Source organism: Aureispira anguillae (genome assembly GCF_026000115.1).
Lineage (GTDB): Bacteria > Bacteroidota > Bacteroidia > Chitinophagales > Saprospiraceae > Aureispira > Aureispira anguillae.
In genome coordinates, this window is record NZ_AP026867.1 from 6,062,742 (window position 1) to 6,078,904 (window position 16,163).

Sequence of the window (16,163 nt, forward strand, 5' to 3'; positions counted from 1 at the left end):
CTAGCGTAGAAATAGGCTATTCATTAAATTATTTTTGTAACACAATTTTAAACACCTTACATGCTTGCCCCTCTGAATATAAAACTGCAAAATAAATTCCTGCTGCCCAATTTTTTGTATTTAACGTAAGTTGTCCCAAATTGTTTTGCAATTTGAATTGAGCAATCTTAGCACCTGAGGTAGCCGTCACTATCAAATCTCCTTTTTTAATTCCCTTAGGCAATTGATACGATATATCTACCCAATTGATTGCAGGACTGGGGCTTCCCTCTAAAATGGCTTCCTCACTCGCAAAACTAGGCTTACTGTTGGTAGCAGGAATATAACGCCCTTCTATTGGAGTTCTATCGGGCAAGGTTGGATAATAAAGAATCCCCTTTCGATAAAAGAAATTTAAGATATTGCCTGCCTGTACCGCTGCAAAACCCCATTTAGTAGCGGCAATTTCTTCTAAAACCTCCACTTCCGCTTTTTCTAAGTTGGCTTCTGTTCTCCCTGCTTGGTATGCCGTATATAATAGTTGTTTTAAACGTTTATAATCGTCCTGATTGTTTAAAGCACGTTCCTCTAAGCTATATTGAGCAGGAATTGAATCGATCCATTCCAAGGCTGTATTATACTGTCCTATCCTCCAATAATGTTCTACCAATTCATAGACCGCCTCTGAACCTGTTTTTTTCTGAATCCAAACCGCTATACTATCTTCATGGGGTAAACTATCGTTGGAATAGGCTCTAATAACTTCATTTGCCCAAAAGAAGACTTCTCGATTGGCTCCTGCCAATTCTCCCGCTTGTTCTAAGACCAAACTGCTATCTGCGGGATCTAAATTAGAATAGTTTTCTTCCAATAAATCATAGGCTGTTTGGGTCTGGTAATAATTGGCTTTGAGTGTTGCTAGGCTTAGGGGGCTTCCTTCTGCATCAGATATTTTATAAACGCCGACTCCGGTATAATGATCAGCACAAAAAGCAGTGTTCCCAAATGGAACTACTTGATGGTTTGTATTAAATAATAGAGCAGGGTCAGGAGATTCAGCAGAACTAACCTGAGGGTCACTTGTATAATAATAAGCAATAGGGGCATTTAACTGCCCCAATATTGGATTGTAGCTATAATTATAAAATTGCGCCTGAGCGGGCAAACTTTGTATGGGCGTTGATAGGGTATTTCTACTGGCTTGGGTAATACTACCTTGTTGTGCACCAATACTAGCAGGAGCGGCATTGGTCATAATATTGGGTAAAACCGTAAAATCATAAGCATTGCTACTATTTTGATTGCAAAGATATTGCATTCCATCATCAGGCAAAACGCCATCATTACGCCCATGCGCTAGATTGCCTCCCGTTAGATTGTGGTATTGATTATTTCTAATTTGGTTACCACCAGCGCCAGCATCCTCCACCCAAGAACCGAGCGTCTGGTCAGTGCTAGAAGCTTGAAAGACATTTTGTTCCACTACAAAGGCCGTATTGGCAATCAAGCCCAATCCATATTCCTCTACTACATAGTGGTTGGGCGCAGCAGCAGCAAAGCCCCCAATCACAAAACTGTCCCTAATAATCACGGCATGATTCTGCGCCCGTATGGTCAAAGCCTGCTCATTGTCTATAAAATTACACTCGTCTACGGTAGCGGTTAAAGGGCTAAGACTGGGACCCGTTAAGTCTAGCCCTCGCTCCAAGCCCTCAAAACGATTGCGTTTATCCAAGTACACCCACTTCCTCAACTGCGGGCTGCCCCCCAAGCTGAGTAGCCCAAAACTCCCCCCTCTAGCCGCATCGCCTACCTTATTGCTTCGCTCATCCTTGAAGCTACAGCCTTTGATCTCTGTGCCGCCGATTCCCCACATCGAGATATGCCCCAAAAAGAAGGGAATACTGTCTTGATTAAAGGGGCGATAGGCATCATTAACCGTAAAGGTGCAATTTAATAAACTACTCTGTTCGGCTGTCGTAGAGCGATACTGCATAAAATCTATGGAACGCCAATTGTTGACAAACTCACTGTCCATTGCTCGAATTAGCCCACCTGTTCCACCTGTCCCCGCTATTATATCAGGATAATGGCCCACTTGCCAAGGGCTAATCGCATTTTTGGCGTATTCTATTCTAGAACCATTGAGCCCGATCATCCCCTGATGGCTCGGCAGTTGAGGCATTGCAGAGTTTCCCCAAACTTGAATGCCCTGCCAAGTTTGTCCGCAAAGATTGGTAATGGTACTGCCATTGACCATCAAAATCCCTCCTGTTTCGACCACAATAAGCCCCCCTTTGGGCATATTTAAGGTGATGCTGTCCAAGATTAGCGTTGCCCCTGTTTTTACTTTAATGTCTCGACTCATATTTTTGTCCGTTGACCAGATTTCAGTACCCGAAATCGTGCGGAAACTGCGATAACTAATATCCGTTTCGGCAGGCAACAAGTCCGACTCCCATACGCCACGCCCAAAGGTTGCCGCTCTGAGCTTGCCGAGGCAGTAATTGATCTTTAATTCCGTTGTTCGTACATTGGGAAAGTTCTCCCCATAACGCAACCAATCGCCCCCATCTTCCCGTACATAAACCCCAACATCCGTTGCAATATACAAACGGTCTTTGGTGCCTCTTTGGTAGACAATGTTGTTAATGGGAACATTTAGATTAGCCAAGGCATTGTTGGCATCGTCATAACTCGTCCATGTACTCCCTGAGTCGCTGGAATAGTATACTTTTATGTCCTTGCTATAGCCCGAAAAGCTCAACCACAAACGCTTTCCATCTAAGGGATCTACGGCTATTCCCGTAATGGGGTTGGGATCACTTCCTGCTGCTGTGGTATCAATGGGTAACCCTGCATTTTTTAAGACAAAACAGGTATCACAGCCCAAACCATTGTTAAAATAAAAGTCCGAACGCCGATTTTCAGAATTATCCCCTAGGGTCACCAAATAGGTATAATCACTGTTTTCGTCTTCGGAGAAGCCGATTTCTAAGATTCTACGATTGTCATCTGCAGCTTGATACCTTTTTAGGTTGGATTTCAGCCCCCATTTATCTAAAATGGTCTGGTAAGTCCGAACCACGCAAAAGCCTGGGGCAGATAAGCCCCCTGAACCTACTGGCTGAACCCATTGGTAAATTTGATTTACACCAGGGCTTGCTCCTATCGCATCGCAATTGGTCGCATTAGAACTCAAACCATTGGGTAAGCTATTTGTAGCAGGAAAAGTATCTATGGCAACTAAAGAATCTATTCTGGTATGGGCATTCCGCAAATAAAGCTCGGTAAACCCAAAATACAAAGAATCATTTTTAGGATGATTTAACATCGGAAAGGTGCTTGGAACGTCCGATGGCAGCCATTGACCATCGGGAGTATTATTAGGACTATAAGACAAAGGGGACATTACTAAACGATGAAAACTTGTTCCATCATTTTGGCGAAAAAAAAGATCTCCACTTTGGTCATCAATTCGAGTTCCATAGCCGTCTTCACCCGCCATTTGCCCCCAACTAGTTCCATTATCTATGGTGATATTCGTCCCTACATCTTGTTGCGCTAAAGCAATTAAACTATCATTGCCTTCCCAGTCGTCAAAAGACCATATTGTAGCTACTCCTAGCCCATCGTACAAAGAAACCCAATCAGAGGTACTGCCCCCTAATGGTAATTTACTCACGCCTCCATGGGTTCCTGCAAAAATTTCACTGCCATTATTAGGACTAAAGGCAAGACTGTGTACATCTGCATGAAATGCCCCATTGGCGTAGGGCGACCAGCTACTAAAAGCTCCAGAAAAAGCAGCATAACTTCCTCTTACAACCGTACATCCATAACAAACGTGATTGGAATCAACAGGAGATACGGATATTCCTGCCCAAGCAGGTTTGCAAAGCCCTGTTTCATATAATCCTGTCCTCGTTTCTAAATGTTGCCAATTCCCAGTGTTTCGACTATAAACCAGTAGGCTCATGGCTTGATGCCTTATCAAATAAACATAAAGCAAATGAGGAGCAGCAGGCGTGGTAGCCACGTTTATCCGCTCAGGCAAAATAAGGGGAAAACTGGTATTCAAAAAAATCCAAACTGGCTCCTGTTCCCGTTAAAGCAGTCCAAGTTTGCCCACCATCTACGGACTCATAAATATTTCGTCCGCTGGCATAAACAATATCGGGATTCGTAGGATGAAATTCCAACCCTCGCCATTCTGTATCCAAGACAAAACCACCTCCTGTTGCTGCTGGTCCTACTAAAACTTGCTCCCAAGAAAATCCTCTATTCTGCGTTCTAAAGATTCCTTGACTGGTGGCAATCAAAAGAATTTGGTCATTGGTCGGATGCACAATAATATTCCGCATGGTGCCCCCCTGATTCAAAAACTTCCAATAAATCCGACTTTACCGTTCCATCAATCATCACCACTGCACTGCCATTCATCGATACCCAATGGTCATTAGCGGTATGATTAAAATATACGCCTTGGGTATGAATGGGATCTGCATTGTTAAGCACGCCTCTAAGTGGATCATAATTGGCTTGCAAACCAAAAGACGAATAACCATGATCGCCGTTTCCTGTACAGACAAATACTCGACTGCTCGATACCGCTATGCCACCAATAGAAGTCATGGGCAGCCCTCTATCTGTATGATAATTGTACCAATTTAAACCGCCATCATCCGTCCGATACAAACCGCCATAATGGGAACCTGCATAAATCGTTTGGTTGTTGACAGAATCGTAATTCGGGTGAAAGGCCAGTCGATGAATTTGTCCCATTCCCCGTCCATCACCTCCTAAATGAATGGTTTGATTCGGTCCCAATTCATCCCAATCCGATGCCAATGGATGAACAGGAGGAATGACAATAGGAGTTGTTCCTACTGGTGGCAAATTGTTGCTGTTGTTGTAAATACCGCTGTAAAGTCTGGTATAATCTAGCATTGCCTTATTCGCCCTACTCATATTGCCAGTGGGCGCTAGGCGAGGTCCCCAAGTCATCTTGTCTCGCCGTACTTGGTTGTAAATGCCACCTTCTGCGCTATCGGCTTGGTAATGCACATAAAAAGAGTCTAAGAATTGATAAAATGAAGAATCGGGGGAGATTTGGAATTGTCCAAAACCGTTGTGGAATAATAGGCAGAGCCCTATTATTAACATTTGTGGGTGTTTCATAAAAGCTAGGTTTTATTGTAAACAAATCGTGTTTTCTTTTAGCGATTGGCATAAAAAAAAGACTATCAACCTTTTACTCTAGCTTCGTGGGGTAATACAAGGTTAGGTATAAATTTTCACAATTCAAATATTTTTTATTAAAAATTCATTTTCAACTTCTATTTAATAAACTATTTTACAATTAGTTACATTGTTTTAGTTTTTTTTAAAACAATACTTCGTTGAAAAATTAGATATAAATAAAAAGGGTGAAAATTATTAAGTTTGAGTTTACCACAACAAAAACAAAAAATTTTCACCCAATGAATATCGAAATACTCATTGAGCAAATATTAAACAAAATACCGAGAATTAATAAAAGTAGAAAGAAGTTTTTTGTACATATTATGATGATGTTTTTGAGTATTCGAGGTCGCATCAACTTTTTGCAAATGGCACGATATGGTCAGATGAAGGAAAGTAGCTACCGAGAAAATTTCAAAAAGGAATTTGATTTCAAAGCATTTAATTCTGAGTTGGTTTAACAAACGATGTCCTATAAAAAGATACTAGCCTTTGACCCAACTTTTATACCTAAAAGTGGTAACAATACTTCTGGAGTAGGATATTTTTGGTCAGGATATGCTAGTAGAGCAGAGAGAGGATTAGAATTTGGTGGCATAGCAGCTATCTGTATTTCAATGAACTTATGCTTGATTTATTTTTTTACGAGTTTGGGATTTGCCCAAACAGTAGTTTTAATAAACAAGCCAAACTTAAATTATTATAGTTAGGCAGAATCGCTGCCTAAATTTTTAACGAACTATTGTAAACAATTAAAGGTTATGCAAGTAGTATACAGATAGTCCATAAATACTAGACTTAATATACTACTTGCATAATGATTATTACATCGCAATTATTTAAAGACATAAGTAAATCCTCCATAAAATCGCCGACCAACGGTTGAGTTCCAGAACAAGCCGCCATCAAAATCTCGGTCAAAGGGTCTATCATGACCTATATAGGGCAGCTCTTGAATAGAATTTAGCACATTATCGACTCCAACATAAAAGACAAAATTTTTCCATTTATTTTTTCCTCGAACCCAAGCATAAAATGGAAATTCTACCTTCAAATCCCAACGATAAACATCTGATGATTCAAGTGGGTACAGTGGATTAGGAGCAGTAGCTATCTTAGGGGCTACATTGGGCAACCGCTGAGGGCCATACCAATGTAATTGGCTTGTAATGTCACAAATGTACCTTCCTCTAATTCTCATTCTATAATCAAATGCCAGTAAGATACTATGCATTGAGTACAAAGGCTCTCTACGATAAATATTGTTGATGGTAGAATGGATAAAATCCAAACGATAATCTATATTCAATCCCATTTGAGGTCTAGCCAATCTAATTTGTCCATCTAGTTCAAACGATATTTTTTCAGCCCTTCCATCCAAATTATAAAAAGAAATTTTATAGGCATCCTGATCCATGTCCATAATTACCTTGTTTTGGTAAATGGTATGGTAGAACTGCAAATTCATAGAGGTATAAAAGTCCCAACCTAAACGCAACCAAGTTCCATAATTAACAGAAGCGCCATAATACCACGCCCTTTCGGGAACTAAAGGTGATTTTAACTCAATCGTTCTATTGCTTACTAAAAAGGCAGCACTTTCACTCAAAATATTGGCGTATCTCATTCCTGAGCCTCCAAATACATTGGCACTCAATGATTTTAAAATAGTAGCATCAAATTTTAAATGAGGGATAAAAATCCATTTTGCTAAATTGTGATAAGCAATATTAATTCTTGTCGATAGTTTAAATTTTTTACCAAAATACGTTTCATAGCCCATATAGCCCCCACCAAAAGATTCTTTTCGTTCTAATTTTAGGCTATCAAACTGCTCTCTGATGGTCTGGTATTTATAATTGAGACCAAACAAAAATAAGTCAAAGCCATTCTCTAATCGGTAGCTATATTGTGCTTTGGTATTCACACTCCACTCTTTGCCCTTATACTGGCGCAAACCATAATAATTATCTTGACTATGATCTACTACCCTAAAATTAATCAAGAACATATCTTTGCTTCGAGTGGCCACAAAATTGGAAGATTCTCCAACCAAATGCGTTATTCCTCCCCCATTTCCATAGGCGTTTTTTGTTAAAAAATCCGTTGTTTTATCAAAGCTCATTTGCCCTCCTTGGGTTTCCATTCCCAAAAGACAAATCGTATTAATAGAAGTAAATTTTTTGAGCGATATGGTCCAAGAATTGTGCAAAAATATTCGTTTTTTGAGTGGTATATCCAAATAGCCATCTTGATTCCAGTCGTTCTTTTGGTTGCCCCAATGAGCATTAACGCTCAATTGCCCTGACACCTTTTTGAATTCCATATTTCCTCTAAAACTTAGATCTAGTTCACCCAAATTTGCGCCTTTAAAATCCACTAAAAAAGAATTTTCTCTTAAGGGTTCAAATTTTGGTTCAACTGCACCAAAAAGCCCTTGAATATCTTCTAAAGCATTGGTTCGCTGGTATTCTCGAATCCAGTTGGCAGGAATATTTCTAAAAACAATAAATTTCCCCAACCCCGTTTCATTAAACAACTGAGTACGCTGTACACTACGCCCCAAATAATACTGTATATAGACATCTTCGCCCAAAGATTGTGCGCTGCTAAGATGGCTGATTAATACGAATAAAAATAACAATAAGTGTCTCATGTGGTGGTTTTGATGGCTAGGGTGGTGTGTGTAATAATATTGCTGAATAGGACTGCCTTACAAGGGTTTAAAATGGCTGAATGTCTACTTGAATAGCAGCTCCTTTTGACCAATATTTATGCTCATCGCCATAATACAAATAAGCTGAATTAGCAGGAGCGGTATAACTCCCAGGTACCTCCGTTTTTAAATCTAAGGAAAGTTTTTTCTGTTCTTTAGCTTCCATTCCTCTATAATACAATATCAGATAATTATCTTTTAATTCATAAAAAGCAAAGGCTTCCTTTTCTTGTAAATTTTTTAACTGCCAAGGTTGCAGTGATAAGCCCGCAGGAATACCTACAATCGCCATTGTTGAAGGGAGATTTTTATCCCATTTATTTTCCAAACTTAATTCTAAACGAATGGTTTCACCTATATGGGCTTTATCATTATTAAGCTGGCAATGCAATACAAGAGGGCAAGCAACGTGGCTTTGAGGTGTCCGAGCCGTCCAATTAACATCCAAACTATAAGGCAATGCCTTAGTCGTTCCTTCATATTTTAGGGTAACAATGTTTTGCCCTTCTACAAAAGAATGGTGAAGATCCTTTATCTTAATTTTTACAGGATCGCTCTTTTTATACGCTACGTTTTTAACCACTTTGTTATTAACCAGCACAACCAAATTGCCATCTTCTCTTCCTTTTCCTACTGATTTAGCGTAAGTACTTAACGTTTTTAAGACCATAACCGTAGACTGAGTAGAGCCAAAACGCCCATTTTGTCGTTTGCTTAATAAATGTTTGATTATACGAACCAATAGATTTTCATTGCGTTGATTCGATCTCATCATGGCCAAAGCCGCAAAAGACAAGGTTTCTAAATTTAAGGCATTTCCATACGAGTAAGTCACCGTAGATTCTGCTTTGACCTGTTCTATTCCAACCTTTCTAATCATCGTTTGAATGGTAGCCAATAAGTCCTCGCCTCTTTCTTGATCACCAACATTAAAATGAGTCAAAGCAGCCAAACTCATGCGATATAAATCCTCGCTCTCAATCGCTTCTTCTGTCATTGCTTCAATTTCTTTGTATAAATCAAACGTTCCGACTTCTGACAAAGCCCAAGTGATATAAGCATTAAACAAAGCTGTTTTGTTGCCACTAAAGCCGTATTTGCCTACATTTTGTTCAAAACCACCTTTGCCATCCCTTCGGCTCAACAAATAAGTTTTGGTGCGCTCTACCATAGCAGGATCTACTTGATCATAAACAGCTTGCATATCGTGAAACTGTACCAGTCCATAAGCCGTTAAACCTTCATGAGCAGGCGCACGCCCATACCACTCAAAACCGCCATTTTTAATTTCATAAGCAGTGAGCTTGGCATAACCATCTTTAAGATAGTTCAACGCTTTTTGACGTACACCAGCTTTTAAATCACCCATTTGTTCCATTAAATCTAAGGCTAAAATATTGGGGTAATTACTAGAAGATACCTGCTCAAAACAACCACTTGGTGAATTTAGAATGCTTTCCACTCCATCTATTAAGCCATCTAATATATTGGGATAAATAGATAACTCCGATTCCATAGACCCTTTGTACGCATCTTGGATAATAAATGTATCTGTTTGCTCCAACTCCTGTCCTGCTATAGCAAAATTTACAGGAAAGCCCTTAGAAATGGTATAAACGGATGTTTCTACCCAATCACTAAGCTGTAGGGCTTCAAATCCAACAGCAAAAACGCCTTCTCCCTTTTCAAAAGCCACTTGATATTCCAAGTACAACACCCGATGACTATCTACAGGAATAGTTACTTGTGAGGGATAAGTTTTCAGTTGCGTTAACCAAGCAGGATTTTCAACCTTAAAATCTCCAGTTAATTCTTTTGAGCTATTGTTTTTGAGTACAACAGGAATACGAATGGTATCGCCAAAACTTAATACTGTAGGAAGCTTAGTCGTAATACTAAATGGTAAATCAACAGCATAAGTATGTTCTTTATGTCCCAGTTCTCCTTGGGCTGTATTTCCCTCTAAAATAGCTCTAAACGTAGTGATCTCATCCGAATTGTAATAAACAACTGAAGCTTTCCCCTTTTCATTGGTCACAATATTAGGATTCCAATAAATTGTTTTTCTAAAATCACTGCGTCGAGTTGGAGTTTGCTGCTGGCTGTAGTTAGGTTCATAGAACTGCTGAACAATGGCATAATCGACCTTTTGGGGTTCAATTTGTTCTAAATACAAACTTGCTATTTTAAATTGCTCTACTTTAGAATTAACATTGTAACGATTAGAAATGGTATAATGATTGGTTGATTCTATCCCTGCCTGTACCCTAATTTCATTAGCACTTAGCTGTTTTCTTCCCTGTACTTCTCTTTCATTAGACAATCTTAAATCTCCACGCTCGGCCAAATCTTTAAGGTGTTCTATATAGTCTTCATCCGTCATTCCATTGGGCTGTATAGGAAAATTTGCATCTAACAGTACTTCTCCCTCTAAGTCTGATAAACTTGCTGATTTTCTTGTACTTTTATAATCTTCTAAAACTAGTTTCTCCCCATCTTCGTATACAATCTCAACTCTATTTCTATTGGAATCCATTACAATTGGTCTTGCTATTTCCTTCTTCTGTTTAATTTTTGTATCCAACTCATAAGCCAGCAATTGATCGTCCAACATTCCATATTCATTCGCCATATACACCTCCAAAAACAAGGTTGCTTTATTGGTAATTTCTACCTTAGGAATCACTAATTGTTGCTTTCCAATAAAGATAACCTCCACCGTATAAAATCCTGCTTTGAGAGCAGGTACACTAAAACTTCCATCAGAATTAGATAAGGTGCTTGCAACAACCTTTTCATTCTGTTTTAAAAGGATGGTTGCAGCACCCAAAGCCGTTCCCATATTGGATTTATCCATACAAACCCCTTCTAGGCTATTGTTTTTATTTTTTGCCTGATAAGCTGCAAAATAAGTCGTTTCATATTTGTCAACATAATGATTAATTCGATTACTTTTTATCCCACTTTTGGAATATTGATAAATGGGAACAGCATGATACTCGCCGTGGTAGTTGGCACATAGATAAGCAGGAAACTTAACGGCTATATTTTCAAATTTAAAGAAACCATTGTCATCCGTTTGAACTGTGGCCAAGGCCTTTTTCTTGGTATAACGAGCCTGTCCTTCGGCCAAAAATATGGTTTGATTTTTGGCTAATTGATCCCCAATTTTTAGATAGCCTGCTATTTCTTGGGCGTTTACTTTGTAATTTATAGGAAGTATATTTCCTGCTAATATTTCCTGCCAATCAAAACGTCTCCAGCCATGTGTCAAGAGGACATAATCTAAGGCTTCATCAGCTTTTTCTTCCTTGGGATCAAAATAAAAGCTAGGTTCATAAATATCCCCTTTTAGCCCTGAACTCATCAATAAATAAGATAATATATTATCTTGCTTATCATCAGCAAAACTATGTTGCTTGTCATCTACTATAGCCATAGAAAAACATCCAGCAACCCCCTTTCCACTTTCATCTTGCACAATAATGTCCATCTTTACCTTTTCTCTAGGCGTATATTTTTCTTTATTGGTCCGAATATCAATATTTAGTTTTCGATGTTTATTAACAAAAACTAGGCGCTCTGCATGCACCTGCCGCAACGTATCTAATACGGTCAATTGAAGGATTCCTATTGGTAAATCCTGAGTTGGAATTCGTAAACTATTAGCTCCTTTTTTTGCCTGAAATTCCTTTGTATAAATGAGTTTTCCATGTTGCTGCGCCAAAATAATGACGCTCTGCTCAACAGGATTATAGATGTCAATCGATAGCTGATCCCTTTCCTGTTTTTTGACATAAATTCCCAATTTATGCTTATCTACTTTAGGCAGGTTCCAACGTTGATTGATTCCTGTAGGTTTAATTACTCTTAATTGATACTGCTCTCCTTTTTGGGGAGTTAATTCAAAAGCCCCCATTCCTTGATGAAATGTCTCAAAATGGCTAATTACCTTACCCTGCCGATCTACAACCTCAGCTTCAATATCAGCAGGTTGGCCAAATTCATTGAGCACTTTAATAGCGATTCGATTGATCTGATTGGCAATCATATTTCCTCCTTCTGGCAATATTTGAAGATCCAGATTATGCAATACAATTGGAGCAGATCGAGCAATAGATTCTATGAGCCCATCGTTTTCAATTTGGATATTAACTAGATTATCGTTTGTTAAGAGTTTTTTGGGCAATTCATAAGAAATCAAAGCCAAGCCATTATCATTAGTTGTTGCCTTTTTTACGACGAGTAGCTTTCCTCCTAGTTGTACCGTATAGCTTAGCGTTTTATTGGCGAGCGGTAGATTGTCCTTTGTTCTAGCTTCAAATGTAGCCATAACTTGATCTCCTGCTCCATATGCTTCTCGCTCAAAATCTAATTTCATTAATAACTTTGGAGCAGAGATGTTTTGTACGGTCAATTTTTTTTCAAAGTAATGACTTTTATCAAAGTTCTGCATCCAATAACTATAAACTCTTAAGGTATAAACACCTCCCAAATCATTGGTTGTTAGCTTAAAATGTCCTTTTCCATAGCCATTTTCATTTTTTAAGGTTAATTTATGAAGTAAGGCACCTTTGGGATTATATAGCTCAGCATAAAGCGCCTCACTTCTAGCGCTTGGGCTGTTTTCGGCATTGGTTACAAAAACATTAAACCAAATATTATCACCAGGTTTATAAAAAGTTCGATCAGTTTGCACATAAACCTTTTCTTCTACCTGCTTTTTATTATAATTCGTATAATCTTGACGTATCGCCTCTAAATGTTGGGCATGAAGTACAAAACATTGAATCAAGCCCAAACAACAAAGTATAAATTGTTTCATTTTTTTGTTTTTTATTCTTCAACTTATTGAAGTTGTTTAAAAATGTTGTTGATTTTCGAGATCAAAGCTAGTAGTTATCGGGCAAAGCTCGTTTTTTGTTTCGTAGCTGGAAGCTACGGGCTAAAAATAGCTGCCGATCCGATGGCTGCTATGGTTGGATCGCAGGTGTTAAGATCATTTTTAAACAACTTCATTAGACATTATCACGAACTGCGCAGCACTCATAAAATAATAGAGTTGTATCGTCGAAAAAGCAAGATTTTTTTGTAAGCATACCATTTCATTATTTCATGACCTTCGTTTCGTGATAATGTCTATTAATAAGATGCCCTTTTTTATAAGAGTGGCGTACTAATAGAGCTATTAAGCAATTAATAATCTTGTTTTTATTAGACTGCAAATTATTCTAATTTGGAGTGCATAAATCCAATTATTAATTTTTTTTTTTACAAAAAACAAAAAAAAATCAAGCCCCCAAAGACTTAATATTCTTCTCCTAAAGAATCACCAAAGTTACCTATCTCAAAGCATTGCCCCCTAAGAACACCTCTCCAAAAAACTACAAACCAACTGGTTAGATAATTTCCCAAGCGTTACTTCAAAGTTACAACTTCTTGCTTTTTAAATATATATAAACTATATTTGAATACATCTAAAAAAACGTAATAACACTAATTACTATATTTCTCTTTATGCTATCACAAAAAACATAAATAAAGAGATTGGCATTTGTATGTCCCAAATAACCTTTTTGTTAACCTCATCCCCAAATATGATGCAATTAATATGAAGAACTAATTTGAGTAATACAGAATACCCCAATTATATCGTAATAAACTTAATTTTATAGAGATCACAACTTGCTATAAAACTTATTTGTCATGCCCATTTGATAGATAGGTCTTATCCCTCGTATTGGTCTAAAACACTTCTATTACTTTTTATGCGATTGATTCATTTTATAAACTAAAGTTGTTTAAGCAACTTCCAATTAACCTAATTAAATAGAATTATAAAATAATGAAACAATTAATTTTTATTCCCGTATTATTAATCCTTTTTCCTATATTTATCTATGCTCAAAATGTAGGCATTAGCGCAGATGACTCTAATCCCGATCCATCTGCTATTTTAGATGTTAAATCACAAGACAAAGGAATTCTGATTCCTCGAATTGCATTAAAAGGGGCTACTGATGTTTCAACCATTCAGAATCCTGCAACGAGTTTATTAGTTTATAACACTGAGACGGTTGAAGACCTTGTTCCTGGTTTTTATTACTTTGATGGCAGGCTCTGGGTTCCCATCAACAAAGCCAACAGCAAAGATTTAGCCCTAACAGATCAGCAGTTAGCCTTCTTGAAAGCTGGAAGTATGCCGCCTCTAGAAAAAGATGCTGGAGAACGAGTGCTAACAACAGATGGTGCTGGTGGTTTTACTTGGGCTAGTGTCGCTGCTCCTGTTTCGCCTATTTATTGGTCTGAAAATGGAAATGTAGGAACAAATTCTGCTATCAATTTTGTGGGTACAACAGATAACCAAGCATTGAGTTTTCGTACCAATAACAATACACGTGCACGACTTACTCTACAAGGGCAACTAGAACTTTTTACCCCCAGCAACTCTGTATTTGTTGGTCCAGCAGTCGGTAATACGAATACTGGTTTCCAAAATACTGCCATTGGTTATAGAACATTTTTTAACAATACTACTGGACGATATAATAATGCGAATGGAGCTTATGCTCTTTACAACAATACCTCTGGAGCCTTCAACAATGCAAGTGGAGCCTATACTTTGTATAGAAATACGACAGGAAGTAATAATAATGCCACAGGATATAGAGCACTTTTTTCTAACACAACGGGCTCTTTAAATACTGCCCACGGTTATTATGCGCTTTATAGAAATACGACAGGACGTTTTAACAGTGCCAACGGAGCTTATGCTCTTTTTAATAATACTACTGCAACGAATAATAGCGCTCATGGTTATCGATCGCTCTACACCAATACTACTGGAATAAACAATACTGCAACAGGGGCTTATGCGCTTCAATTTAATACTACAGGGGGCAATAATAGTGCCCATGGTATCTATGCCTTGAGCAGAAATACTACAGGAGCTAATAATAGTGCTCATGGTGCCCATTCACTTGTTGCGAATACAACGGGTACAGAAAATAATGCAACTGGATACAGAGCACTTAATAACAATACAACTGGAGGATATAATAATGCAACGGGGGCCAATGCACTCTATTCCAACACGACAGGAAGTTACAATAATGCCAATGGCTATCAAACGCTTTATTCTAATACAACAGGACGGTTAAATAATGCAGCTGGATATAGAGCATTATATAGAAATACAACAGCATTGTATAACAATGCTACAGGTGCTTATGCACTCTATGTCAATACAACAGGGAGTTATAACAATGCAACGGGTTCTTTTGCCCTATATTCTAACTCAACAGGAACGCTAAATAATGCAACTGGATATAGAGCGCTATTCTATAATAGCACAGGTTCTTATAATAATGCAACGGGTACTTATGCACTCTATAGAAATACCACAGGGCGCTTTAATAGTGCTGCGGGATATTCAGCACTTTATAATAATACTTCTGCTTATTATAATACAGCCAAAGGAGGGTATGCTCTTTATAGAAATACAACTGGGCAACAAAATACAACTGCTGGCTATCAATCTCTTTATAATAATACCACAGGAAGATGCAATACAGCTTTAGGCTATAGAGCATTTTTTAATGGATCTACCTTCACAAACTCTACGGCCTTAGGTTGCAATACCAATATTACAGCATCTAATCAAATTCGTTTGGGGAGTAATACAGTCACTAGTATTGGTGGTTTTGCGAATTGGACCAATGTATCCGATGGGCGTTTTAAAACCAATGTAAAAGAAGAGGTGGCTGGTTTAGATTTCATCAAGCAGTTGCGCCCTGTTACTTACAATTTGGATATGGAGGCTATTGCCCAATTCAACAACATTCCTGATAGCATGCGCTTAAGAGCTGTTGAAGCGTTAAAAGCTAAAGAAGTCCAAACTGGATTTATTGCACAGGAGGTAGAAACTGCTGCTAAAAAGGTAGGGTACCAATTTAGTGGTATTGATGCTCCTAAAAATGGAAATGACCATTATGGGTTGCGTTATGCTGAATTTACGGTTCCTCTAGTAAAAGCAGTTCAAGAATTGTCTGAAGAACTTGAAGATACTCGCCAGCAAAACAAGCAGTTGGCTGCTCAAAACAAAAAGATGGAAGCAGAAATTGTTAAGTTAAAGGAGATAGAAAACAAACAAAAAGCAATGGAAGCAGAATTGACAGCAATCAAGGCTTTATTAAAAGCTACTTCAGCATCTAAATAAGACTTC

General features: G+C 38.2%; 8 protein-coding genes. 3 read left to right on the forward strand and 5 right to left on the reverse strand.

Annotation, left to right across the window (positions count from 1 at the left end; genetic code table 11):
• Positions 1 to 28 precede the first annotated feature (28 nt).
• Genes AsAng_RS23790 through AsAng_RS23800 form a run of 3 tightly spaced genes read right to left on the reverse strand, consistent with a single transcriptional unit; the run spans position 29 to position 5,160 of the window.
• Positions 29 to 4,018 carry a T9SS type A sorting domain-containing protein gene (locus AsAng_RS23790; RefSeq protein ID WP_264789604.1) on the reverse strand — a complete coding sequence of 1,330 codons (3,990 nt, stop codon included), beginning with the start codon at positions 4,016 to 4,018 and terminating at the stop codon, positions 29 to 31.
• Between the two features lie 10 nt (positions 4,019 to 4,028).
• Positions 4,029 to 4,343: a WD40/YVTN/BNR-like repeat-containing protein gene (locus tag AsAng_RS23795; RefSeq protein WP_264789605.1), complete on the reverse strand. Its 315-nt coding sequence runs from the start codon at positions 4,341 to 4,343 to the stop codon at positions 4,029 to 4,031.
• On the reverse strand, positions 4,312 to 5,160 hold the full coding sequence (locus tag AsAng_RS23800; protein ID WP_264789606.1) for a beta propeller repeat protein: 849 nt from the start codon (positions 5,158 to 5,160) through the stop codon (positions 4,312 to 4,314). Before AsAng_RS23800 ends, AsAng_RS23795 begins: the two co-directional genes overlap by 32 nt.
• A 302-nt stretch (positions 5,161 to 5,462) precedes the next feature.
• Here AsAng_RS23800 and AsAng_RS23805 point away from each other — a divergent pair, with 302 nt between their 5' ends.
• On the forward strand, positions 5,463 to 5,684 hold the full coding sequence (locus AsAng_RS23805) for a hypothetical protein (protein ID WP_264789607.1): 222 nt from the start codon (positions 5,463 to 5,465) through the stop codon (positions 5,682 to 5,684).
• A 6-nt stretch (positions 5,685 to 5,690) separates the two neighbouring features.
• Positions 5,691 to 5,933, forward strand: a complete 243-nt coding sequence (locus AsAng_RS23810; protein ID WP_264789608.1) for a hypothetical protein — start codon at positions 5,691 to 5,693, stop codon at positions 5,931 to 5,933.
• Positions 5,934 to 6,058: 125 nt separating this feature from the next.
• Here the strand turns inward: AsAng_RS23810 and AsAng_RS23815 are convergent, their stop codons facing one another.
• A complete protein-coding gene (locus tag AsAng_RS23815; protein ID WP_264789609.1) occupies positions 6,059 to 7,879 on the reverse strand; it encodes a TonB-dependent receptor in 1,821 nt (606 codons plus the stop codon).
• Positions 7,880 to 7,946: 67 nt separating this feature from the next.
• Positions 7,947 to 12,764 carry an MG2 domain-containing protein gene (locus tag AsAng_RS23820; RefSeq protein WP_264789610.1) on the reverse strand — a complete coding sequence of 1,606 codons (4,818 nt, stop codon included), beginning with the start codon at positions 12,762 to 12,764 and terminating at the stop codon, positions 7,947 to 7,949.
• 1,020 nt (positions 12,765 to 13,784) lie between these two features.
• Between AsAng_RS23820 and AsAng_RS23825 the strand changes: the two genes are divergently transcribed.
• Positions 13,785 to 16,157, forward strand: coding sequence for a tail fiber domain-containing protein (locus AsAng_RS23825; protein ID WP_264789611.1), 2,373 nt, complete (start codon positions 13,785 to 13,787; stop codon positions 16,155 to 16,157).
• Positions 16,158 to 16,163: the final 6 nt, after the last annotated feature.

Excerpts from the sequence above, each read along its gene's own strand:
- AsAng_RS23795 (WP_264789605.1), bottom strand. The coding sequence starts at position 4,343 with ATGCGGAATATTATTGTGCATCCGACCAATGACCAAATTCTTTTGATT.
- AsAng_RS23800 (WP_264789606.1), bottom strand. The coding sequence starts at position 5,160 with ATGAAACACCCACAAATGTTAATAATAGGGCTCTGCCTATTATTCCAC.
- AsAng_RS23805 (WP_264789607.1), top strand. The coding sequence starts at position 5,463 with ATGAATATCGAAATACTCATTGAGCAAATATTAAACAAAATACCGAGA.
- AsAng_RS23810 (WP_264789608.1), top strand. The coding sequence starts at position 5,691 with ATGTCCTATAAAAAGATACTAGCCTTTGACCCAACTTTTATACCTAAA.
- AsAng_RS23815 (WP_264789609.1), bottom strand. The coding sequence starts at position 7,879 with ATGAGACACTTATTGTTATTTTTATTCGTATTAATCAGCCATCTTAGC.
- AsAng_RS23820 (WP_264789610.1), bottom strand. The coding sequence starts at position 12,764 with ATGAAACAATTTATACTTTGTTGTTTGGGCTTGATTCAATGTTTTGTA.
- AsAng_RS23825 (WP_264789611.1), top strand. The coding sequence starts at position 13,785 with ATGAAACAATTAATTTTTATTCCCGTATTATTAATCCTTTTTCCTATA.